Origin of the sequence: Tahibacter soli (assembly GCF_025717065.2) — a bacterium.
Taxonomy (GTDB): Bacteria; Pseudomonadota; Gammaproteobacteria; order Xanthomonadales; family Rhodanobacteraceae; genus Tahibacter; species Tahibacter soli.
In genome coordinates this window covers 358,800-381,901 of sequence record NZ_JAOVZO020000019.1, presented here as the reverse complement: position 1 = coordinate 381,901, position 23,102 = coordinate 358,800, and the positions used below count along the sequence as shown (strand labels likewise).

The 23,102-nt window shown below is 68.2% G+C and carries 15 protein-coding genes; 2 read left to right on the top strand and 13 right to left on the bottom strand.

Annotated features, from left to right (window positions below):
* Positions 1-2: 2 nt before the first annotated feature.
* Positions 3-944, bottom strand: a complete 942-nt coding sequence (locus tag OD750_RS20750; protein ID WP_263540783.1) for a DUF8213 domain-containing protein — start codon at positions 942-944, stop codon at positions 3-5.
* A 330-nt stretch (positions 945-1,274) separates the two neighbouring features.
* On the opposite strand from OD750_RS20750, the gene OD750_RS20745 reads away from it, so the two are divergent.
* Positions 1,275-2,750, top strand: coding sequence for an outer membrane protein assembly factor BamB family protein (locus OD750_RS20745; protein WP_263540784.1), 1,476 nt, complete (start codon positions 1,275-1,277; stop codon positions 2,748-2,750).
* Positions 2,751-3,073: 323 nt separating this feature from the next.
* Here OD750_RS20745 and OD750_RS20740 read toward each other — a convergent pair whose 3' ends face one another.
* On the bottom strand, positions 3,074-3,490 hold the full coding sequence (locus tag OD750_RS20740) for a PIN domain-containing protein (RefSeq protein ID WP_263540785.1): 417 nt from the start codon (positions 3,488-3,490) through the stop codon (positions 3,074-3,076).
* Positions 3,483-3,716: an AbrB/MazE/SpoVT family DNA-binding domain-containing protein gene (locus OD750_RS20735; protein ID WP_263540786.1), complete on the bottom strand. Its 234-nt coding sequence runs from the start codon at positions 3,714-3,716 to the stop codon at positions 3,483-3,485. Before OD750_RS20735 ends, OD750_RS20740 begins: the two co-directional genes overlap by 8 nt.
* A gap of 185 nt (positions 3,717-3,901) precedes the next feature.
* Here OD750_RS20735 and OD750_RS20730 point away from each other — a divergent pair, with 185 nt between their 5' ends.
* Complete coding sequence (locus tag OD750_RS20730; RefSeq protein ID WP_263540787.1) at positions 3,902-6,448, top strand: serine/threonine-protein kinase; 2,547 nt, start codon at positions 3,902-3,904, stop codon at positions 6,446-6,448.
* A gap of 39 nt (positions 6,449-6,487) precedes the next feature.
* Here the strand turns inward: OD750_RS20730 and OD750_RS20725 are convergent, their stop codons facing one another.
* The 10 genes from OD750_RS20725 to OD750_RS20680 all read right to left on the bottom strand — a co-directional run bounded on the left by OD750_RS20725 (position 6,488) and on the right by OD750_RS20680 (position 22,790).
* Complete coding sequence (locus OD750_RS20725) at positions 6,488-8,356, bottom strand: M48 family metallopeptidase (RefSeq protein ID WP_263540788.1); 1,869 nt, start codon at positions 8,354-8,356, stop codon at positions 6,488-6,490.
* Positions 8,357-8,450: 94 nt separating this feature from the next.
* Positions 8,451-9,629: a CaiB/BaiF CoA transferase family protein gene (locus tag OD750_RS20720; protein ID WP_263540789.1), complete on the bottom strand. Its 1,179-nt coding sequence runs from the start codon at positions 9,627-9,629 to the stop codon at positions 8,451-8,453.
* 114 nt (positions 9,630-9,743) lie between these two features.
* Positions 9,744-11,570: a glycoside hydrolase family 127 protein gene (locus tag OD750_RS20715; protein WP_263540790.1), complete on the bottom strand. Its 1,827-nt coding sequence runs from the start codon at positions 11,568-11,570 to the stop codon at positions 9,744-9,746.
* Complete coding sequence (locus OD750_RS20710; RefSeq protein WP_263540791.1) at positions 11,567-13,726, bottom strand: formylglycine-generating enzyme family protein; 2,160 nt, start codon at positions 13,724-13,726, stop codon at positions 11,567-11,569. Before OD750_RS20710 ends, OD750_RS20715 begins: the two co-directional genes overlap by 4 nt.
* Positions 13,727-13,736: 10 nt before the next feature.
* Positions 13,737-14,696: a ribokinase gene (locus tag OD750_RS20705; protein ID WP_263540792.1), complete on the bottom strand. Its 960-nt coding sequence runs from the start codon at positions 14,694-14,696 to the stop codon at positions 13,737-13,739.
* On the bottom strand, positions 14,693-16,012 hold the full coding sequence (locus OD750_RS20700) for a serine hydrolase domain-containing protein (protein WP_263540793.1): 1,320 nt from the start codon (positions 16,010-16,012) through the stop codon (positions 14,693-14,695). The genes OD750_RS20705 and OD750_RS20700 overlap by 4 nt, the downstream gene beginning before the upstream one ends.
* A complete protein-coding gene (locus tag OD750_RS20695; RefSeq protein ID WP_263540794.1) occupies positions 16,006-18,330 on the bottom strand; it encodes a TonB-dependent receptor in 2,325 nt (774 codons plus the stop codon). Before OD750_RS20695 ends, OD750_RS20700 begins: the two co-directional genes overlap by 7 nt.
* A gap of 157 nt (positions 18,331-18,487) precedes the next feature.
* Positions 18,488-19,375, bottom strand: a complete 888-nt coding sequence (locus OD750_RS20690) for a LysR family transcriptional regulator (protein ID WP_263540795.1) — start codon at positions 19,373-19,375, stop codon at positions 18,488-18,490.
* A 146-nt stretch (positions 19,376-19,521) separates the two neighbouring features.
* Positions 19,522-21,924: a sodium:solute symporter gene (locus tag OD750_RS20685; RefSeq protein ID WP_263540796.1), complete on the bottom strand. Its 2,403-nt coding sequence runs from the start codon at positions 21,922-21,924 to the stop codon at positions 19,522-19,524.
* On the bottom strand, positions 21,921-22,790 hold the full coding sequence (locus OD750_RS20680) for an HpcH/HpaI aldolase/citrate lyase family protein (protein ID WP_263540797.1): 870 nt from the start codon (positions 22,788-22,790) through the stop codon (positions 21,921-21,923). The genes OD750_RS20685 and OD750_RS20680 overlap by 4 nt, the downstream gene beginning before the upstream one ends.
* Between the last annotated feature and the right edge of the window lie 312 nt (positions 22,791-23,102).

The following is a 23,102-nucleotide window of genomic DNA, read 5'->3' as shown; positions in this document are numbered from 1 at the left end:
CGTCAGCAGCGATTGATGCCGAGCAGATAGTCGTTCGCGGCTTCGTCCCATTCGTCGCCGCAGTTCGCGTCGTGGTACGTCTCGCACATGTCGTGGTCGTGGCAGTCGACGGTCCACGCGCCGCGACCGCCGAGCCAACCGCAGCCGGCGCCGCAGCGGCCCTGGCAGCTCGCCTGATTTTCGCCGTAGGCCTCGTACGTGCTCCAGTAGCAGTGGTCGGCGTCGTGGTACGCATCGCGCCAGCGTTCGGCGCTGCAGGGATTGGACAGATTCGTGATGCCGTCGCCGCCGTCGACCTGGCAGGCTTCGCCCGCGAGCGCCTGCATCGGCGCTGCGGCGTGCGCGCCGGGCACGATGCTGCGCCGCCGGCCTTCCGGTTCGGTGCCCGACACCGCCGGCGCGGTCACCGTGCGCTGTCCGATCACCGCGCCGACGGGCGCCTCGCTGTACATCGTCGCGATGCGGTGCAGCGCGTCCTGCGCGTTCGGCAGCGTCGCGCCGCGCGCGGTTTCGTACAGCGCCTTCTCCAGCATCGGATAGAACGTGCGCAGCACCTGCACGTCGTCGGCTTCGAGCTTGCTCGCGTGGCCGTCGATCTTCACCGCCTGCTGCGTGTAGTCGAACTCGTGATCGATGGCCGAGCCGTTCACTTCGATGCGCACGGTCACCTTGTCGGGCGTTTCGCCGAACGCGCTGCGCCGGCTCGCGTTCCAGCTTTCGACGCGAAACGCGACCAGCGAACCGGCGTTCGCGTACCAGCCGGCGATATCGGCCGGCGACGTCTTGCGGTCGAAGAATTCGAGCTGGCCTTCGAGCGTGACCGCGGCGGGCGCCGCCGGCGCGGCGTGTTCGTGCGCGAAGGCGAATGGAATGCACAGCGCGAGGGCTGTCGCGGCGAGCGCGCGACGGCATCCGCGCAGGTACTGCAGGGCGTTGCGTTGCATGATCGGTTCTCCCTTCGATGGATGGACGTCGCCCGTGCGGCGAACCCGGCTTCAGGGTGCGCCGGGCGCCGCGCGGACGACGGTCCATCAAGCCACATGTATAAATAATTTTTGTTGCCGTCGCTGGTGACATTGCGCTATGTGGAATAGTTGCATCGCGTTCCGGCGCGTAGCGCGGCCGCCCGCGCGCATCTGCGCGATTTCCGCAACGTTGCCGTGCCCGTCGGCACGCGTGTCGTTCGTTGCGCGGTTCTACCGTGTCGCCGAGGGCGCCGGCGCGGCTGCGCGGCGACGAACGACGAGGCGAAGGGGAGGACGATCATGCATTGCATGCGATCGACACTGAGGTTTTGCCTGCGTGTTGCACGCGCGGTCGCGCCGGCGGTTCTCGCAACGTTTCTTTTCGCCGCGGACGGCGTCGCCGCCGACGATCCGGTCGTCGGCCGCTGGATCGGCACCGCGGGCTCGGTGCGCGAAAAGATCGACGTGGGGCTCGAATTCGTCCGCGGCGCCGACGGCAAGCTCGCGCTGAAACTGACGCAGCCGGTGTCGAACTATTTCGGCGCCGAACCCGGCGGCGAGGTCGTGCGGGACGGCAACCGCGTCGCGCACGAGGGTCTGTATCTGTCGCTCGAACTCGACGGCGACACGCTGCGCGGCACGTATCCCGGACCCAACAGCCCGGCCGTGTTCAAGCGCGCGGCGAAGCTGCCGGTGGAAGCCGCGCCGCCGAAAGTGCCGGCCGGTCCCGCGCCGCGCTGGGAAACGCGTCTGGGCGGGCAGGTCTACGCATCGCCGGTCGTCGTCGACGGCGTCGCCTACGTCGGCACGACCGGCGGCATCGTCAACGCGGTCGATACGCGTGACGGAAAACCGGTGTGGACGTTCACGGCCGGCCGCGCGATCTTCGGCAGCGTCGCCGTCGCGGGCGACGCGGTCTACGTCGCGGCCGACAACGGCCTGCTGTTTCGCCTCGACCGCGCCACCGGCAAGGAGCGCTGGCGCTACCGGCTCGGCGACGAAGAAGCTACACGTATACTTCCGCATCCCACGGTGTACGACTGGGACTGGCAGGGCGCGCAGCCGGTCGTCGCCGACGGCACCGTCTACGTCGGCGCCGCCGACGGCGGCTTTCATGCCGTCGACGCCGCGAAAGGCGAACGGCGCTGGCGCTTCGACACGCGCGGGCGCATCCGCAACGCCGCCGCCGCGGCCGGCGACCGCGTCTACGTCGGCAGCGCCGATCATTTCGTCTACGCGCTCGAGAGCAAGACCGGCCGCGAGGCGTGGCGCGCGGACACCGGCGCGGAAGTCGACGCCGCGCCGGTCGTGCACGGCGATCGCGTGCTCGTCGGCAACCGCGGCGCGGGTCTGTTGTCGCTCGATGCCGCAACCGGCGAAACGAAGTGGCGTCTGTTCTTCTGGGGCTCGTGGGTCGAATCGACACCGGTCGTCGTCGACGGCACGATCTACGTCGGTTCGTCCGACCTGCGCCGCGTCAGCGCGATCGACCCGGCCGACGGGCGCGTGCTGTGGCGCAGCGATGTATACGGATGGACATGGGGAACCCCGCTCGTGACGGCGAATCGCATCTACGTCGGCGCGGCCGGCGGCACGCCATACTTCGTCAAGCATCGCGCGAGCTTCACGGTGCTCGACCGCAAGACGGGTCGCATCGTTGCGCGCCATCCGCTCGCCGATACAGGCGGACACCAGTGGGGCATCGCCGGATCGCCGGCGCTCGCGGGCGACAGCGTGATCGTCGCGACGATCGCGGGGTCGCTGCTGGCGTTTGCGCTGCGTTGACACGCGTGCGCGGGGCCGGGTGAGAGAATCGGTATGCTCGCCGCAGTAGCGTTGCGCGACGTCGGCACGACAAGTCCGGTCGTAGTTCCGGCTCGCAGGCATCGCTGTCCCCGCGGCGACCACGGCTCCCTGCGCCGGTGTCTGGCCAAGGCATGGTAGGCGCGCGCTTTGCCGATCCGTGTGCCGACGGGCGGCGCCGTTACCCCCGCGCCGCCTCGCAGGGCATCGCCGGATCGTCTGCGCTTGCGGGCGACCCCGTGATCGTCATGACGATCACGGGGTCGCTGCCGGCGTTTCCGGTGCGGCGATGGGCGTGTGGCGCGTCAGTTCGCGTCGGCGGCGAACGGATTGTTCAGCGCCATGCTTTCGTCGAGCACCAGCCCGTGCTGCATGTCCTCCGTGTGCAACGTCCGGCAACCGGCGATCAGCGCCGCCGCTACGACGCAGGCGTCGTAGAACGACAGGCTGTACCGTTGCGCGAGTTCCCGAGCGCGGTCGTGTACTTCGACGGTCAGGGGAACGACCTTGCAGAAACTTCTCGCGAGTTCCAGGAACTGATCGATCTGCGGCCACTCCATGCGAAGTTTGCGACGACAGACGTTTGTGACTTCGTTGAGCACCTGCACGCTGACGATCGGCCGGCGTTGCAACAGTGCTTCCGCGCGATCGGCCTTCGCATCGTTCGCCGACAGCAGGTAGAGGAGCACGTTGCTGTCGATGAAATCGGCTGTCCTAGCCACGCTCGTTCGCCTTCTCGCGGCTGAACTTGAAATCCGCGGGCAGCGTGCCGCGGAACTCGCGCAGACGCGCCAGCCGCTGTGCGTCCCCGGGCTTCTTGCTGACCGCGAAGGTGCGTGCACCGGCGACGAGAATTTCGATATCGTCGCCTTCGCGCAATTCCAGCGCTTCGACAACGCTGGCCGGCAGGCGTACGGCGAGACTGTTGCCCCATTTGGCGACTTGCATGAATCGCTCCCGGCGTGGATATACATCGGCATTGTATATCCGGGCGCGGGCAGCGCCAACAACTCCGGTATCCCGCGCGCCGTCATCGTCTATGCGGCCTCTTCGCCATTGCGCGTGCGGGATGAAAATGCGGGGCGCCGCACGAGTCCGTTGCGATACCGGCCGCGTCGCGCTACATCTGCGTGATGACCCCCAACGACGACACCGCAGCCGCGCGAGCAGACCGCTGGGCGCGCGCCAAAGACCTGTTCTCCGACCTCGTCGCGCTGCCGGCGCATGAGCGTGCCATGGCGCTCGACACGCAATGCGGCGGCGATGCCGAGCTGCGACGCTTCGTCGAATCGCTGCTCGCGGCCGACGCAGACTATGCCGAAACGCGCGACGATCCGATGCTGCGCGACGTCCACGCGGCGCTCGACCGGCTCGCGAGCGGGGTTGTGCGCGGACGCCGCTTCGGCGCGTTCGCGGTGGTCGAGGAAATCGGTCGCGGCGGTATGGGCGTGGTGTACCTCGCCGAGCGGCACGACGGCAAGGTCGCGCAGCGCGTCGCGCTCAAGCTCGTGGCGTCGGGCCATCTGGACGCCGATGCGTCGGCGCGCCTGGCGCGCGAAAGGCGTCTGCTCGCGACGTTGGAACACGCGAACATTGCCCGCCTGATCGACGCGGGCGAGGACCCCGGCGGCATCCCGTATTTCGCGATGGAATACGTCAACGGCCTGCCGATCACGCGCTGGTGCGACGAACGTCGGCTCGCGCTGGTCGACCGGTTGCGGTTGTTCCGCGAGGTCTGCGCGGCCGTGCAGTACGCGCATGCGAACCTCGTCGTCCATTGCGACCTCAAGGCCGGCAACATCCTCGTGACCGACGACGGGCAGCCCAAGCTCGTCGACTTCGGCATCGCGACGACGCTCGGCGTCGAGGCGGCCGACGCCGAGCGCCGCTTCCTGTCGCCGCGCAGCGCGGCGCCGGAGCAGTTCCTCGGCCAGCCGACCAGCGTCGCGACCGACGTCTACGCGCTAGGCGTGCTGCTGTGCGAACTCGCGGGCGGCAGCCTGCCGTTCGACGGCGACGCGTCGGTGCTGGTCGAGCGTGTGCTGCACGACGCACCGCGGTTGCCGAGCGAAGCGGCGCCCGAGCGGCGTCGGCAACTGCGCGGCGACATCGACGCGATCGTCGCGAAGGCTCTGGCCAAGGCCCCGCACGAACGCTACGCGTCGGTCGCCGACCTCGACGCCGACGTGGCGGCGTATCTCGCAACGCGGCCGATCTCGATCCGCGCCGGGGAGCGCGGCTATCGCGCGCGATTGTTCGTGCGGCGCAATGCGCTGCCCGTCGCGCTGACGGCGGTGTTGGCGCTGAGCGTGATCGGCTTCGGCGTCTTCACGTTGCGGCAGAACGAGCGGCTCGTGCACGAGCGCGACCAGGCGCAGCTCGAGCGTGCGCGGGCGCTGCAAGTCACCGACTTCGTCGTTGGTTTGTTCAACGCGGCGAAACCGGAGGAAGCGCGTGGTCGCGAAGTGACAGCGCGGCAGTTGCTTGAACGCGGTCGGCAGCAGCTTGGTGAGGCGCTGACGGAGCAGCCGCAGTTGAAGGCGGCGATGTTGGCGGCGATCGCGGAGGCGTCGTTCTCGTTGGACGATTTGCAAGGTGGGTATCTGGCGGCACGCGAGTCGCTTGCATTGCTTGAAAATCTCCCGTCGCCGCCAGGTCGCGAACTCGCGTCAAATCTTGCGACGTTGATTCGATTGGAGAATGAGTTCGGTCGTTACGCCGAAGCGTTGAAGTACGAGGAGCGCGCTCTTGCGCTGGCCGATCAAATGGACGTCAGTTGGCGGGCAGAGTTCGCGGTACAGCGCGCGGTGACGTTGTATGCGTTGGCGCGGAACAAGGAAGCGACACAGGTACTGAGAGACGCACTTGCACTGTTGGAAAAAGAGGTCGCGCTCGGTGATTCGCGAATTGTTCGAGTCGCTGTACGACTGGCGATCAGGTTGCCCGGTATCGAGGGCGAGAAGTTGCTCGCAAAATACCTGCCTCAGGACATGGGAGGCCTCAACCGGGATGATCCGCTCTATGGAGATCTGCTCGTTGCAGTCGCAATCTATTGGCGTACTCGCGGAGATTTCGATCGCGCCGAAAAATACGCCGAAGATGCGGTGTCGGCCATTGCTCGAATTTATGGTGAAAATTCAAGCAGAATAACAACAGCGATGAATACGTTGGCGACGATTTATCATCGGCGTGGCGACAACGAGGGTAGCGTCAGGATCCTCATGAAGGCGCTTGCGACTTTGCGTCGTGCATACGGCGAAACTCCGAATTCGGCGAGAATCGAGCACAACATCGGAGCGATTCTCGTGGATATGGGCCGTGTTGAAGAAGGCCTGCCATATCTGGAGCGTGCGGTTGCGATCGGAACAAAAAGCATGTCACCAGATGCCCATATGCTGGCGTTCTTGCGGCAGGAACTCGGATGGGTTTTGCGTGATCAACGCCGATACGACGAAGCTGAAGTCATGCTCCGCATGGCATTGGCCACATACGAGCGCGACAACAACATCGGCAGTCAAGTCGACGTGCGCGCAAACTTGGGATGCATCGCGGTCGAGCGCGACCGCAAAACGGGCCTAAAAGGCGAAATAAGCGCAGCCATCGAGATTCTCGAAAAGGAAAAAGAACCTAACCGGACAGGCATTGCCTCGTTGCGCCGTTGTCTTGACATAGCTACTTGAGCATTTCGTACTTCAGTTGATTGAGAGACGATCGCACTTTTACACACGCGCCGCCTCCACCGCCTGAGCCTGCTGCTGCGCCCGCATCACCCGATGCCGGTGCCAATAGCGGCCGAGCGTCTGCTTGAACCGTTCGCGGTCCTTGCCCGCGAACGCGAGCGACACCTTCGTCGTCTTCGCGCCGAGCCAGCCGCGTTCGGGGTGGTGCAGCTTCAGTTTGTCGCCGCCGAGCGTCGCGTCTTCGTATTCGATGTTGACGACGCGGTCCCAGTCCAGCGGTTCGCGATGGCCCGGCAGTTCCAGACCCGCGTACGTCACGACGATCGTCTCGTCCTTCTTCAGCGCGAAGCGCTCCGGCGGAAAGTAGCGCAGCACCAGCGCGCGCTCTTCGTCAGTCTGCGGTTCGTACCGATAGGCCAGCGTTTCTTCGTGCGCCTGCGCGAACTCGCGCTCGAACGCCTGCCACTGCTCGCGCTCCATGGCGTCGGCACCGACGATGTCGTTCGTCCACGGCGCGATCGCGGTCGCGCACACGACATCGGCGAAGTGCCGTTCTTCGAGCACGTAGCCGACGTTGTGCATGCGCTGTGCGAGCGGCGGATGCGAGTCGAACGGATGCGGCATGTCGGCCGCGCGCATCGCGTCGGCGAATTCGGGCGACTGCCCGAACGCGGCGAGCCCCGTGGCCACGCGCTGCGCGATGCCGATGTCTTCGCCGTGCCGCTCGTTGTGCGAGAACAGGCCGTGTTCGACGCGATGGCGGTACTGCGCGTATGCGGCGACCTTGACGAGCGCGCGCACCACCGCCTGCGGCGACGTCAGCTCCGCCGCCACGCCGTCGGCCGCGAATTCGCGCCGGCGGCTCGACTGCTGCAGCGCGATCTCGAAGATCACGCGGTACAGGTCGAGCAGCCACGACGCGACGATCGCCACGCCGCCCTGGCGCAGCTGCGCGTTGTAGTAGTCGTACTGCGACAGCTTCGGGCCGAGCGCCGCGGAGTTCGCCGTGTCGCCGCCGGCGAAGTGACCCAGTTCGTGCGCGAACACGGCGTTCGCCTCGTCGCTGTCGAGCTGCCGCAGCAGCGGCAGGCTGACGAACAGCGTGCGGCCCCGCGTTTCGCGGTCGCCCACCTTGAGCGGCATTTCGGTGACGAAGAAGTTCGCGTCGATGCCGGCGACGATCTGCGCCGGCGGCGCGGTGCCGAGGCGGCTCGCGAAATCGCGGATGCGCGTCCACAACGCCGGCGCTTCTTCCGGCGCGAGCAGCCGGCCCTGCACCTCGTTGCCTCGCGGCACGCGGCGGAAGATCGCGACGAGCGCGGTCCACACCGCCACCGCCGCGACGAGCGCGACGATGAGAATCAGCTTCATGATGTACACGTGGAAAAAGTGCGCCGTGATCCAGAACGACAGCCACACGGCGAATGCGCCTTGCAGGACGATCTGCGCGGCGCCCGTGACGGTGAGCAGGCGCCAGCCGAACACGAAGCTCGCGTATTGCGCCGCGCGGTTGGAGAACGCCAGCGCGCCGAGGCCGGCGAGCACGACGAGCAGCAGCACGTTGCCGGCGACGGTCGCGAACGCGACGCGCTCGGTCGTGACGAACTGCCACAGCGGCGAATAGGGTTCGCACACGCCGGCGCGCAGCTGCGCCAGCGCGGGCGAGTCGTCGTAGCACGATGCCGACGGCGTCGACGCGGCGTAGAACGCGGTTGCGGCGGCGCGTTCGTCCGCCGACATCTTCGTGCTCTGCGCGATCGACTGCGCGATCTGCGCCTTGATGTCGATGTCGGCGTCGTGCCGTATCCACCGTGCGACGCCGAGCGTCAGGCCCGGCAAGAGAAACAGCGCGATCAGCGCCTTGAACACGATCGTGCCGAGGGCACGCTTGAGCGTCGGTTCGGACATCGCGGTGCCATCCGTGTCAGGGTCGCACGAGGCTAGCTTCGCGCGGTGACGCGCACAATACGCACGGAGTCGGATATCGCCCGGTGTGCGGCGATCAGATGACGTTCGTGTCCGCTTTCGTGTCGTTCATCACCGCGTTGTGCTGCCCCAACGTCGGCGCCGCAAACGGTTCCGGCCCCGGCGTGCGGCTGAACGTGACCGGTCGCGTCAGTCCGCGATAGCTGCCGACGACCGGATGCGGCACGGTCGCGATCATCGCCTCGGCTTCCACCTGCGGGTGGTCGAACATGTCTTCGACGCGTCGCGCCGCCGCGCACGGCACGTCGTCGCCGAACAGCGCTTCCCATTCTTCGGCCGTGCGCGCGAGCAGCGCTTCGCGCAGCTGCGGCACGATCTCGGCGGCGCGCTGCGCGCGCTTGCGCACGCTGTCGTAGCGCTCGTCGGCGGCAAGGGCTGCAAGGCCGGTCTTGTCGCACAGCGCCTTCCAGAAATGCGGCGTGTTGGCGGACAAGTACAGATGTCCCTCTTTGGCCGGATGGATGCCGGTGACGCCGCCCGAGTGCATGTCGCGCCCGACGTCGAGCGGTTCGCCCTGCGCCCAGATCAGGCGCGCCGACTGCATCGTCAGCGCCGCGCGCAGCAGCGACACGCCGACGACCTGTCCGCGACCGCTCTTCTCGCGCTCGTACAGCGCGGAGGCGACGCCGCTCGCGACGAGCGCCGCGGCGTAGTAGTCGACGACCGAGCCGTACACGATTTCCGGCGTGCCGCCGCGCCGGCCCTGCAGCACCGCGATGCCGGCCATCGTCTGCAGCACCTGGTCGTAGCCGGCCTTGTCCTTCATCGGTCCGCGCTCGCCGTAGCCGGTCACCGCGCAATAGATCAGGCGCGGATTGATCGCGGCGAGGCGGTCGGCGTCGATGCCGAGCCGCTTCGGCACGCTCGGCCGGAAATTGTGGACGAGCACGTCGGCTTCGCGCACGAGCCGGAGCAGCGCGGCGAGACCGTGCGGCGATTTGAGATCGAGCGTGACGCCGATCTTCGAACGGTTGACGCCTAGAAACGCGCGGCTCTCGGCCTCGAGCGTCGACGGATACTTGCGCAGGTTGTCGCCGTCGGGCGGTTCGATCTTGACCACCTGCGCGCCCTGGTCGGCGAGAAGTGTGCAGCCGTAGGGACCCGCGATGTACGCCGACAGGTCGAGCACGCGCACGCCGGACAGCGGGCCGGGCGGGCCGCGGCGTTCGACGTGCGTGAATGGGCTAGCGGTCATGGTTCGAATCCTGCGGCTGCCATCCTCTGGCAGCGCTAGTCTCCACATCGGCGCGCGCGCGAAACAGTCGACGAACGTAGTTTCTCAGACGACAAAAACTACGACGCCGCGCGCTCACGCGTCGTCTTCCGGCGGCTGCGGCGCGAGCGCCAGCCAGGTCAGTCGCCACGCGCCGTGCGTGCGTCCGCCGGCGGCGTAATACGGCTCGAACACGAGCGGCGTCCGATCGTCCGATTCGTACACGACCGCCGGCGCGCCGCCGTCGCGCGGCTCGACGCGCAGCGCGGCGTCGTCCGGCGCGCGGATCGTTTCCTGCGTCTTGTAGCCGTCGACGAGCCCCGTGGCGTAGACGAGAGGGCCGCGCACGATCGCCGCATAGCGATCGTCGAGCACCGTCTGGCGTACGGCGCTGCCGTCCGGCGCACGCGATTCCTGCACGTTGCGGTTGGCGCGCCGGTGCCAGCGCGGCGTCATCGGCAGCGTGAGCGCGACGACGTCGCATTCGCGCCATTGCCGGTCGAGAACGAGCCATTCGCCGGGCGCCTCGCCGCCGATCCGTTCGCCGTCGACGTAGGCATGCGCGTCGTCGGCCCACGCCGGAATGCGCACGCGCAGCACGAAGCGCGCCGGACGTTCCGGCGCGACGCGCAGCTGTACGCGGCCGTCGAACGGATACTCGGTGAATTGTTCCAAGGTGATGCCGGTGCCGTCGGCGAGCGCGAGCGTCGCTCGGCTCGCGCCGATGAGGTTCACGGACACGACGTCGCGTTCGTCGACGTCATAGGCGATCGCCGGCAGTTCTTCGAGCGCCATCGCGCCGCTCGACTTGCAGCAGCGCCAGTACGTCGTATGCACGCGCCGGCCGTTCGGAAACACGTAGTAGCACCAGTCCTGGCCGTCGGGCGCCTGCGCGGCGAGCAGGTCGTTGTACGCGCTGCGTTCGATTTCCTCGGCGTAGCGCGCCTTGCCGGTCGTCTTCAGGAGTTCGCGATTGAGCTGGATCCACGCGAGCGTCGAGCAGGTTTCGACATAGCCCTGCGGACTGAACGCGCCCGGCGCATTGAACACCTCGCGCGAGCGATGCGCGACGCCGCCCCACGGACCGCCGCCGAGCGTCAGGTGATGCTCGCGCACGCCGTGCCAGAGGTTCTCGATCGCATCGAGCACTTCGCGATTGCCGGTCGCGCGCGAGAGCTTGGTCAGGCCGACGAGATTCCACAGCAGCTGGTACGCCTTGCCCGTAGCGATGTCGGCGGCGTCGGCGCCGGCGACGAGTTTCGTCAGCAGTTGCAGGTCGCGACAGCGGTCGGCCTGTTCGAGCACGAGCGTCGCGAGATCGAGCCAGCGCGCCTCGCGCGTCGCGGCGTGCAGTTCCATCGCCGCGTCGAGCAGCACCGTCGCCGACAGGCCGTGGTGGTTGCCGAGATCGCACACGTCGATGCCGCCGCGCAAGGTCGCGAGCGCGAGATCGCCGATGCGCCGCGCGGCGTCGAGGTAGCGAGCGTCGCCAAGCGTGCGATGCGTTTCGACGAGGCCGAGCACGAGATATGCGTGCACCCAGACGTCCCACGTGCGCACGCTCGGCGCGCCGTCCCACGTACCCGGCTTCGGCGGCTGGCGCTGCATGAAGCGGCGCTCGGGCGCATACGTGCCGAGGTAGCCGTCGTCGCCCTGCAGCGCGACGAGGTGATCGGCGACGGCGGCGAGGTTCGCGCGCAGTGTCGCATCGTTGCTGCGCGCCACGGCCTTCGCCGCCGCGCACAGCCATTTGCCGGCGTGTTCGCCGTACCAGTCGCCTTCGCGGTTCGCGTCGCGATGCACCGCGTCGAACAGCGCGATCGCGGGGCTGGCCGGGCCTTCGATGAAATGCGTCAGGCGTCCGGCGAGGTTCGCCGCGAGCGCGTCGCCGAGCACGCCGCGCAGTTCGACGCGCGCGCTCACGGCGCGTCCGCCACGCAGCGGAAGCCGATCATGCCGGAGCGGTCCTTGCCCGGCGCCATCAGCAGGTATTTGCCGTGCTGGTCGAGCCGCCACGCCTGCGGGAAATACCAGTGCGACGTCTGCGGCACGTACGACGAGCCGCCGCGCAGCACGGCCGCGCGCGTGTGCGCGTCGCGGTACTCATCGGTCCACTGCCACACGTTGCCGACGAGGTCGAGCACGCCGAACGGGCTCGCGGCGTCGGGATGCGCGCCGACGTCGGCGGGCGGCTGCAGCGTCCGGCCGTGGTTGCGCTTCGGAACGAGCGCGTCGTTCCACGCATCGCCCCACGGATAGCGGCGGCCGTCGGTGCCTTGCGCGGCGTACTGCCACTCCCATTCGTGCGGCAGGCGCTTGCCGGCCCAGCGCGCGTAGGCACGTGCGTCGTCGAGCGACACCCACGTCACCGGCTTGTCGTCCCAGCCCGGCGGCGGTGCGCCGTTTTTCCAATGTTTCAAAAAGTGGTGCGCGTCGCGCGGGCGGTAGTCGGTCGCCGTCACGAAGCGGTGGAACTGCCGGTTCGTCACCGGCGTGCGGTCGATATGGAACGGCGCGATCGTCATGCGGCGGCGATGATGGCGCCTCGCGATCGACTCCCACGGGTACTGCACGTCCAGGCCGGCCCAGGTCTGGCCTTCGATTTCGACGCCGGTGACGACGAATTCGAATTCGCCGCCGGGTATCGCGACCATGCCGTCGGGCGGTTGCGCGACCGGCGCGGTGCGTTCGATCGCGACGAGCTCCTGCGGCAGCGGTTTCCATTCGTGCGACAGCGCGGCGAGGGGCGTGCGCGAAAGCTCGCGCATGCGCTCGAGCAGTGCCGGCACGTCGTCGTGCGGCACGTTCGCGTCGATCGCGAGCAGCGCGCCGTAGCCGCGCGGCTCGATCGAAAATTCGAAGATCGCGCGGTCGCCGACGATGCGCGGATCGAGCGGCACGCCGTGCCACACGTCGTAGTAGCGCCGGCCTTTCGCATGCTCGACGGCGACGATCTCGCCGTCGATCGCGTATTCGTTGCGGTTGACGATCGTCCACAGCGCACGGCCGTCCTTCGGAAAGCGGCTCGCGAACACGCCGGCCTGCAAGGTGCGCGCGTACGGGCGCCAGTCGGCGCTGACCATGAGCTGCGGCAGCGCGCGATAGATCGTTGCGATGCGGCGCAGCGTTTCGGCGTCGCGCGGCGTGAAGCCGTTCCAGATGCCCCAGACGTTTTCCCACGCGTTGTAGCCGATGCCGTTGAAGAACACGTACTGCAGGTCGTTCGTGCGGTCGCGGCCCCAGCGGTTTTCGTAGTTGATCATGTGGCGCGGTTCGAGCCATTTGAACTTCGCCACCGACGGCACGACGTCGGTCGGAACCTTCTTGCCCCAGCTCTGCAGGTTCCAGATCAGCGCCTCTTCGGCGCTGATCGTCGATTCGGGCTGCACGACGACGGCGCGGCCGCGCGCGTCGCACGCGTCGAAGAACGCGCGCGGCACGCCGTTGTAGGTGTCGCCGTTGATGCCGTCGGCGCCGACGGCGACGACGAGGTCGGCGATCGCATGCCAGTCGGGCCGCCCTTCGTCGCGCGTGCCGTTGTCCCAGGGCATCGTCGGCAGGAACACTTTCACGCCGCGGCGATGGAAATCGGCGATCGCGCCGCGCAGACCGTCGATGCCGCCGGGCAGGTCGCGCGCGAGGTCGAACTGGTTGCGGTCGTCGACGCCGATGTTCGGGTACACGTACCACATCAGCACGCTGTCGACGCCGCCGTAGCGCGCGACGAGATCGTCGAGATAGCGGTCGACCGTATAGCGTCCGGCGACCGGATCGTAGAACAGGCGGTCCTCGACCATCATCTGCACGTGCACGAAGTTGCGCTGCGACCATTGCAATTCGGGCCGGCGATACAACGCGTCGTCGTAGCCCAGGCGCGTGAGGTGCTCGCGGCGCCAGTCGACGAGTTCGCGAATCCAGTCGTCGGCGGTGCCGTCGACGTCCATCTTCCAGTGCCCGATTTCGGCGAACGGCCAGCCCGGCGCCTTGCCGGGCGTCGGCAGGTAGCGCTGCGTCGTGACGTGCGAAAACTTGTACTCGGTACGGACGGGCGGTCGGTCGTGCGGGTCTTCGGGGTTCATCGTCTTGGGTTCAGAAGAGGCCGCAGTAGGCGGCGAGTTCGGCGCGGGCGGTGCTGTCGTCGCGCATGGCGGCCAGCATCGCGTCGACGTCGGCGCGGTGCGGCACGCCGGTCTGCGCACCGAGTTTCGTGCAGGCGAGCGCGCCGGCCGCGCTGGCGAAGCGCAAGGCGGCGGGCGTATCGGCGCCGCGGGCGAGCGAGGCGACGAACGCGCCGCAGAACGTGTCGCCGGCGCCGGTGGTGTCGACCGGCACGACGGGAAACGACGGCTGCAGCACGTACTCGTCGCCGACGCGCGCGCAGGCGCCGCGCACGCCGAGCGTGACGATGACGGTGGCGGTGCCGCTCGTGTGCGCGACGTGCGCGAGGCGCTGCGCGAGCGTGCCGGTGTCGCCGCCGAGCGCCGCGAGCTCGCCCTCGTTGACGATCAGCACGTCGACGGCGGCAAGCAGCGATTGCGGCAGCGGTCGCGCGGGCGCCGCGTTCAGTACGACTTTCACGCCGGCCGCGCGTGCGGCCTGCGCATAGGCTTCGACGACGGCGCGCGGCGTCTCGAGCTGCAGCAGCAGATGGCTGACGCGATCGAGCGCGGGCAGGTCCTGCGCGCGCAGCGCGAGGTTCGCGCCCGGCGCGACGGTGATCGCGTTTTCGGCCGCGTCGGAGACGACGATGAAGGCGATGCCGGTGGCGTGATTCTGCGAGCGCACGATCTGCGGTTCGACGCCGGCGTCGCGCAGCGAGCGTTCGAGCGGTTCGGCGTACGGATCGTCGCCGAGCGCCACGAGCATGCGCGTGCGCGCGCCGCCGGCGCGCGACGCGGCCACGGCCTGGTTCGCGCCCTTGCCGCCGGGAAACGTGGTGAATTCGCCGCCGAGCACCGTTTCGCCGGGCGCCGGCACGTGCGGCGCGCGCACGACGAAATCGAGATTGGCCGAACCGGCGACGAGGATCGTGTCGCGTTTTGGGGTCATTGCAGTGCCTGATACACGAGGTTGTAGTAGCGATGCTGCAGCTTCGGCAGGTCGTGCGCGCCGCCCGAGGGCAGGTACTGCAGCATCAGTATCGCGACGAGATCTTCCGCCGGGTCGATCGTGTAGTACGTCGACGACGCGCCCGACCAGCCGAACTGGCCGGCCGAACCGAGCCGCCCCCGGCGGCCGGCGTCGAGCACCACCGAACCGCCGAGGCCGAAGCCTTCGCCGTCGTACAACCCGATGATCGACAGATCCGCCTGCATCAGGTGATTGTGCATCATGAGCTCGACGGTTTTGCGCCCGAGCAGGGGCTTGCCGCCGTCGAGCAGCATTTGGGAAAAACGCCAATAGTCCGCGGCCGTCGAATACAGCCCGCCGGCACCGCTCGCGTACGCGGCGAGGCGCACGCCGGGCTCGCGCGCGGTGACGTGATCGGCCAGCGCGAGACGGCCGTCGGCATCGGTCGTCGTGAAGTCAGGCACGCGCGGACGCGCGCCGACGTCGACGGAAAAACCGGTGTCGCGCAAGCCGAGCGGCGCGAACACGCGCTCGCGCAGAAACGCGTCGAACGGCTTGCCCGACACGACCTCGACGATGCGGCCGGCGATCTCGGTGTTGACACCGTCGTAGCGAAACCGCGTACCGGGATCGGCGCCGAGCGGTACGGTCGCGGCGCGGGCGGCGTAGTCCGCGAGATCTGTGGCTTCGCGCAGCTTCGCGCGTTCGAGGAGTTCGGTCGCGGGCTCGCCGGAAACGGTGGCGAATCCCGCCGTGTGCGTCAGCAGATGACGGATCGTGACGGGTCGCGCGGGCTTGCGCAGCTGCGGCGCATCCGGCGTGCCGCCGGCATACACCTGCGCGTTCGCGAACGCCGGCAGAAAGCGGTCGACCGGTTCGTCGAGCGCGAGCTTGCCTTCTTCGAGCAGCATCAGCACCGCGACGCTCGCGATCGTTTTTGTCATTGAATAAATACGAAAAATGGCATCGGTGCGCATCGGTCGCGTGCGCGCGAGGTCGGCGTGGCCGTAGGCCTTGTAGTGCACGATCTTGCCGTGCCGCGCGACGAGCGCGACGGCGCCGAGATAGCCGCCGGGCCGCGTGGCCTCGTCGAGAAACGCGTCGATGCGTTCGAGCCTTTGCGCGGAAAAACCCTCCGCCGCGGGTGCGGCCGAGGGAAGCTGCGAGGTTGCGGCGGACACCCGCGAGAGAGGGGAGGAGGCGTCGGGCGCCGCCGCGGAAACCGGTCGCGCCGCGTGTGCGCTCGTCGCGGCGACCGCGACGAGGCACGCGAGCGCACTATTGCGAATTACCACGTCAGCTCGTGCGTCAGCGAGAACAGGCGTCCGCGGCCGGCCCAGTAGTTGCGGAAGCCCGGGACTTGCGACCACGACAGGATGTACTGCTTGTTCGTCAGGTTCTCGATGCCGAGCGACAGGCGGCCGTAGGGGCCGAAATCGTAGCGCGTGGTGAGGTCGACCAGCGTGTAGCCGTCGGTGTGCTCGACGTAGCTGTACGTCGCGCCGTCGTACGCACGCACGTCGCGGCCGGAAAGATCGCGCGACAAGAGCGTCGTCGAGCCGAGCGAGATTTCGCCGGCGTCGGAATACTTCCAGCGCAGCGTCACGCCGATCTTGTCCGGGTTGATGTCGAGCGCGCCCATCGGCTTGTTCAGTTCGCCGGCGCCGAAACGGCCGGCCGGATCGGCGCTCCAGAACGCGGTCTTGCCGCGGATGTGCGAGTACAGGCCCGACAGCTTCCACGCGTCGTTGATGTTCCAGTCGGCCGAGAGTTCCCAGCCCTTGATGCGCGTCGGCGCGCGGAACAGCGTGTAGTCGTTCGTCGCGGGGTCGATCGCGAACGACGTCCCGAACTGCGAGCGCGAGTCGTAGCGCGAGATCGCGAGATACGTCGTCTCGCCCTGCCAGTTGACGCCGAACTCGCGGTTGTCGACGACGACCGGCTGCAGGTCGAACAGGTCGCCGACGCCGATCGGCGGCGCGTCGGGACAGCCGTTGCCCGGCGACACGGGGCACGAGAGGTTGCGCAGCGGGATGCCGACGTTCGGCAGGCCGAAGCCTTCGCCGTACGAGGCGAACGCCGACCAGCCGGGCGCGAAGCGCCAGATGCCGCCGATGTTCTTGAGCGTCTCGCCGTATTCGAGTTCGCCGCCGTTGACGTTGCGGCGGCCGCGGAACCACGTCGTCGTGTAGTCGTCGACGTTGAGCTTGCCGTCTTCGCGGCGCACGCCGCCGCTGAACGTGAGCGGGCCGATGTCGTACGAGAGCTGCGCGTACGGTGCGACGCTCGTGTATTCCATCGGCGGCACCCACAGGCGCTGCGTCAGTGCGAGGCGCTGGTCGGCCTTGTCGCGTACCCAGTCGATGCCGGTGCGCAGTTCGAGTCCGGAGATGTTGAAAATATCGGCCTTCGTCCAGCCGGTACGCAGGCCGAGCTTGTCGGAATTGATTTCCGACTGGTCCCAGATGCGGCCGTCGGGGCCGTTCGGCGTGATCTGCGGATCCTGCCGGTCGTCGCCGTTCTCGGGCGGATAGCGCATCGCCTGGTCGGCCCAGTACGCGTTCGCGGTGAACGTGCCGCCGAACAGGTTCGCGTCGCTGTATTGCAGGTTGAACTGCTGGAAGTCGTTGAACTCGGCCTTGGTACCGAAGATGTGGCCGCGCTCGGACGTATTCGGCCGCGGGTTCGGACAATCGGTCACGTGGTAGCGGCAGCCGTCGACCTGGATGTAGTCGCCGTTGCCGTTGATCTCGAAATGGCTGTAGCTCGCCTGCAGGCGCTTCTCGCCGCCCTCGCCGAAGTTGAAGCCGCCCTTGAGGAAGATGTTCTTCGCGACGGAATCGTTGGTCGAGCCGCTGGTGTTCATGCCTAGGCGCACGCCGTCCGCGTCGTAGCCCATGCCGCGATCGATGCGCGACACGCCGCCGACGAAGTCGTAGTTGTCCTCCTTGTGCATGAAGTTCACGCCGACCTTCCAGCCGCTCGAGTCATCCTCGAACTGCGACGAATAGCGCGTGATCAGGCGGACCTGGCTGCCTTCCTCGGTCGGCGTGGCCGAGAGGTAGTTGATGATGCCGCCCGCCGCGCCGACGCCTTCGGATGCCGACGGGCCGTTGATCACTTCGATGCGCCCGACGATGCCCATGTCGGTGAACGTCGCGTTGCGCGTGCCGTCGCGCAGCGGCGAGCCTTGCGGCACGCCGTCGAACAGGCGCAGCGCGATGCGGCCGCGCAGGTTCTCGCCGGTGTTGCTCATCGCCTGCGACGACTCGGCGTAGCCCGGCACGGTGCGCGCGAGCACCGCGGTCGCGTCGTCGGTCAGGGTCAGCGTGCGCTTGATTTCCTCGGGCGTGACGATGTTGATCGCGCCGGGAATCTTGTCGACGGCCTTCGCGCTGCGCGTGCCGGTCGTGACGGTGATGGTCTCGAGTTCCTGCGTTTCGTCCTTCTTCGCGTCCGGCGACGAGCCGGTGGAGGAGGACGACTGCGCTTCGGCGGAGATCGCGCCGTCGGGCTGTTCGGGCGCGGCCGGCGCCTGTTGCGCAAGACTCGGTGCGGCGACGGCTGCGGCGATCACGAAACAGGCGCGTCCGGCGTGAACGGGTGTTGCCATGGGTAAACCCCCCGAGGTGATTCTTATGGTGGCTCGTCGCGCGGGATGTCCGAACGCGCGCGGCTTGACGTCGGCGCGTATCGCTCGTTGCGTCCGATCGAGGGTGAGTCTCACCGCCGCTCGCGGGGAAAGGAATCGGGCCGCCGTAGTTTCAGGCTCAAGATTTTTTTGCTTGTAGCTGCATCGCAACACGCGCCTGCTGCAGGAAAACGGTGACGAGCCGGATGCGGATCGTCGAGCGCGACCACACCGCGACGATGCGCCGCGAGTCGAACGGCATCGGCACCGGCAGCCGCAGCAGGCGCAGTCCTTCGGGCCACGGACGCGCCCAGTCGGGCACGAGCGACACGCCGAGGCCGCGGTCGACCATCACCGCTATCGCGTTCAGCGCGTTGAGTTCGAAGCGCTCCTGCGGCGTGATCTGCGCCATGCGCAGGTACTCGTCGGCGAGGCGGCCGCCCCACTGGTTGCGGTCGTAGCGGATCAGCGGCTGCGTCGAGAGCAGCTCGTGCGGGTCGCGGCTCGGCGCGTTTTCGGGCGCGAGCACGATCAGCGGTTCTTCGCGCAGCAGTTGCGAATCGCAGGTTTTCGGCAACGCGTACGGCGCCTGCAGCACGACGGCGCCGTCGAGATCGCCGCCTTCGACCGCGCGATACAGGTCGGCCGAGTAGCCGGGCTTGATGAACACCTTGATGCGCGGAAAGCGTTCGACCATCAGCGCGAGGATGTCGGGCAGCATGCCCGAGAGCGCGGTCGGGCATGCGCCGAGGCGCAGCTCGCCGGCGATGGCGTCGTCTGTGGCGACGGCGCGCAGCTCGTCGAGATCGCGCAGCAGCGTGCGCGCGCGCGCGAGGATGCGCGCGCCGGCCTCGGTGATGCTGACGGTGCGCCCGACGCGCGCGATCAGCGGCGCGCCGACGTCGCGCTCGAGCGTGCGGATCTGCTGCGCGACGGCGGCCGGCGTGATGTTGAGCAGGCGCGCGGCGGCGGCCATCGAACCGTGATCGGCGACGGCGACGTAGGTTTTGAGGAATTCGGTGTCCACGGTGGAGCCTCGCGTTGCTGCAGCTCGTCGATTCTTCGCTCGTCATCCCAGCGAAAGCTGGGATCCAGCCGTTGCTTTCGACGCCCGAAAAGCGGGATCCCAGCTTTCGCTGGGATGACGAGCCAAAGCAAGCGCCGAAAGCCGTGCTACGCGCCGGCGCCGGCCTGCGCAGCCTTGCCTTTCGCCCGCGAATAAATCGTCAAACCGTCCAGCGACCGTGTCGGCGCGGGAAATGCCAGACTCGCGACATACCCGATCACGATGCACAGCGCGATCGAGATCGCGAGGTAGAAATACGGATGCACGAGGCGCATCGACCACGCGACGAGCGTCAGCGCGATGCTGCCGATCACGCCGATCGCGACGCCCTGCGAATTGGCGCGCCGCGTGAACATGCCGAGCGTGTACGCGCCGGCGAACCCGCCGCCGAGCAGGCCCGCAAGTTCGATCGACACGTCGAACAGCGAGCGGATGTCGAACCGCGACAGCACCAGCGCCACGCCGATGCCGACGAGCCCCGTCGCGACCGTCGCGATCTCGGCGAACAGCACGCTCTTTTTCGGCGTCGGATTTTTCGCGAGTTTTTCGTAGAAGTCGACCGAGGCGAGCGTCGCCACGCTGTTCATGATCGACGACAGCGTCGCCATGGCCGCCGCGAAGATGCCCGCGATGATGAGGCCCGTCACGCCGATCGGAAGCTCGGCCGCGATGAACAGCGGAAACGTCGCGTCGATCGGCAGGAGCGGATCGAGCCGTTCGGGATTGGCCTTGTAGTACACGTACAGCGCCGTGCCGATCGAATAGAAGATGAAGCCGCCCGGGATCATGATCGCGGCGAACGCCCAGATCGAGCGGCCGGCTTCCTTGTCCGAACTCGTCGACAGCGTGCGCTGCATCAGCACCTGGTCTTTCGGAAACGTCAGCACCACGTCGAACACGACGAGGAAGACGAAGCCCCACACCGTCGCCTTCGTCAGGTCGAAGCTGAAGTCGAGCAGCTTCGTCTTGTCTTCGGCGAGCGCCACCTTCGCCATCTCGACGAAGCCGCCGTCGAGATGCCACGCGACGAACACGATCGCAAAAATCGCGCCGCCCATCTTCACGGCCACCTGCACGACGTCGGTCCAGATCACCGCCTTCATGCCGCCCATCGCGGTGTAGACGATCGTGAATCCGCCCATGAGCAGGATGCTCCAGACGACGTCGATGCCGGTGATCGTCGCGATCGCGAGCGCGGGCAGGAACAGGATCACGCTCATGCGGCTGCCGATCTGCATGACGATGCAAAGGGCGCTGGCGAACATGCGGATCGTCGGGTTGAAGCGCGTTTCGAGGTACGAGAACACGCTCATCAGATCGAGCCGGCGCAACAGCGGCACGATCACCGCGCCGACGAACATGAGGCCCATGACCGCGACGAGATTGTTCGTGAGGTATTGCCAGTTCGTTTCGAACGCCTTCGCCGGAATCGCGATGAAGCTGATCGAACTCGTGTTCGCCGCGTACAGGCTGATGCCCGCGGCCCAGAACGGAATCTGACGGCCGCCGACGAAGAAGTCGGACGTCGAATTGCGCTTTTCGCGCAGATAGAAATACAGCCCCATGCCGACCATCGACGCGAGATAGACGACGATGACGATCCAGTCGAGCCAGCGCAGCAAGAGCTTGCCGGACTTCGGCTCGGCGGTGGCGAACGCGACGCGACCGTCGCCGCCTGCGACGTCCCAGACGAGGCCGTTGCCGCGCGGCGCCGCGCTGCGCGCGCCGCCGGTCGCGGCCGGCGGCAATGCCGCCCACGCGCCGGTGATCGTGTGGAACGTCGAGAGTGTCGGCGCCGCCTGCGCGTTCGCGGCGTCGCGGACGAGCATCAGCAGATGCGCCTGGCCGAGCGCGCGCGCGGAACCGGCGACGACGTGCCCCGGCGCCGCCGCCAGTTCATGCCATTGCGCGTCGGCGCCGTAGCGCCACAGCCGGTCGCCGGCGGGGTTCGCGAGCGTGACGTACAACAGACCGGCCTGCGTCATGAGTGCGGTCGGCGCGGCGTCGCCGGGCCACGGCGCGATGCGTTCCCACGCTGGCGTCGACGCGTCGGGCGCGATGCGCCACAGCGTCGGCTTGCCGGTGGCGTCGAGGCCGGCGACGGTCAGCGCCGCCCCGCCGAACGCGCCTCGCGCCTGCGTCAGCGCGGACGGCAGCGGCGGCAGCGCCGCGGCGTCGAGCGTCGTGCCGCTCGTCGTGAGACGTTTGACCTGATCGACCGTGCCGTTCGCCGTGGCGACGAGCGCAAACGCGCGCGTGCCGTCGCCGGCGATCGCCGCGGGCGCGAGCGGTGCGGCGGTCAGGCGCGTCCACGTCTCGCCGTCGAGCCGCCAGGCGGCGTCGCCGACGAAGGCGACGGTGCGACCGTCGATCGCCGCGAGCGTCGGCGCGGTCGTCGCATCGAGCGGCGGCAGCGTGCCGGCGGCGACGCCGACGAGGCTTTCGGCATGTGCCGCCGCGCACGCGGCGAGCGCGGCGAAGGTCAGAACGAAACGCCGCGCGAAGTTCATCGGGAAGATCCTTGTGCGCCGTCGACCGAGGCGACGAGCGCTTGCGCGCGCTTGAGAAACGGCAGGTCGATCATGCGTCCGTCCACGACGAACGCGCCGATGCCGCGCGAGAGGGCGTCGCCGGCCGACGCGACGATGCGCCGCGCGGCTTCGATTTCGTCGTCGCCGGGGCGGAACGCCGCGTTCGCGAGCGCGACCTGGCGCGGATGGATGCAGCTCTTGCCGACATAGCCCAGACGATGCGCCATCGCCGCTTCGGCGCGAAACCCCTCTTCGTCATGGATGTCGGCGTAGGCGGCGTCGACCGCGAACACGCCGGCTTGCGCGGCGGCCAGGCGCATCGCGAACAACGCGGCGTGCACGTTGGCGGCATCGCGGCGCGCGATGCCGTGCGGTTCGAACAGGTCGGCGAGGCCGAGCTGCAGGCCCGCGACGCGCGGATGCGCCGAGGCGATCGCCGCGGCGTCGCGCAGGCCGCGCGGCGTTTCGATGTTGACGAGCAGGCGCACCGGCGTCGTGACGCCGTGTGCGGTCTCGGCACGTTCGAGCGCGGCGACGGCGGCGCGCACGTCTTCGACGTATTCGGTCTTCGGCAGGTTCAAAAGACCCAGGCCCGCGCCGGCGAGCGCGTCGACGTCGCGCTCGAAATGCGGCGTGTCGAGCGCGTTGATGCGCACGATCAAGAGCTTGGCCGCGGCGCGCGCGGCATCGGTGCGCACGAACGCGGCGACATCGGCGCGCGCCTGGTCCTTGCGGTCTTCGGGCACCGCGTCTTCGAGGTCGAACGACACCGCGTCGGCCGCGCCCGCGAGCGCCTTGCCGAAGAGCTCGGGCCGGGTGCCGGGAACAAACAGTTTGCTTCGCATTCGCGCAGTGTCGGCGAATGGAAATGAAAGAACAGGCGTCGCGCGCGGTTTCAGACGATAGCAATCGTTGCGATTGGCGAGAGAAATGCGACCGCGCTGCAACAAGCTTTTGACGCGCCGGTTCTACGCTCCCTCTCCTCCCGGCTTGCTTGGGGGAGAGGGCAGGGGTGAGGGGGCGACGCCGGGTACTTCCTCGTTGTCGACGAAATGCCGCACGCCGCCCCCTCTCCCAACCCTCTCCCCCAAACGCTGCGCGCTTGGGGGAGAGGGCTTGGCTGTTTTCGCCGAGTCGCGCGCCGCACGGATCGCCTG

Bases quoted from the DNA above. Each gene is read 5' to 3' on its own strand.
- OD750_RS20680 (WP_263540797.1), bottom strand. From the start codon at position 22,790: ATGCGAAGCAAACTGTTTGTTCCCGGCACCCGGCCCGAGCTCTTCGGC.
- OD750_RS20750 (WP_263540783.1), bottom strand. From the start codon at position 944: ATGCAACGCAACGCCCTGCAGTACCTGCGCGGATGCCGTCGCGCGCTC.
- OD750_RS20705 (WP_263540792.1), bottom strand. From the start codon at position 14,696: ATGACCCCAAAACGCGACACGATCCTCGTCGCCGGTTCGGCCAATCTC.
- OD750_RS20730 (WP_263540787.1), top strand. From the start codon at position 3,902: ATGACCCCCAACGACGACACCGCAGCCGCGCGAGCAGACCGCTGGGCG.
- OD750_RS20710 (WP_263540791.1), bottom strand. From the start codon at position 13,726: ATGAACCCCGAAGACCCGCACGACCGACCGCCCGTCCGTACCGAGTAC.
- OD750_RS20685 (WP_263540796.1), bottom strand. From the start codon at position 21,924: ATGAACTTCGCGCGGCGTTTCGTTCTGACCTTCGCCGCGCTCGCCGCG.
- OD750_RS20735 (WP_263540786.1), bottom strand. From the start codon at position 3,716: ATGCAAGTCGCCAAATGGGGCAACAGTCTCGCCGTACGCCTGCCGGCC.
- OD750_RS20695 (WP_263540794.1), bottom strand. From the start codon at position 18,330: ATGGCAACACCCGTTCACGCCGGACGCGCCTGTTTCGTGATCGCCGCA.
- OD750_RS20745 (WP_263540784.1), top strand. From the start codon at position 1,275: ATGCGATCGACACTGAGGTTTTGCCTGCGTGTTGCACGCGCGGTCGCG.
- OD750_RS20725 (WP_263540788.1), bottom strand. From the start codon at position 8,356: ATGTCCGAACCGACGCTCAAGCGTGCCCTCGGCACGATCGTGTTCAAG.
- OD750_RS20720 (WP_263540789.1), bottom strand. From the start codon at position 9,629: ATGACCGCTAGCCCATTCACGCACGTCGAACGCCGCGGCCCGCCCGGC.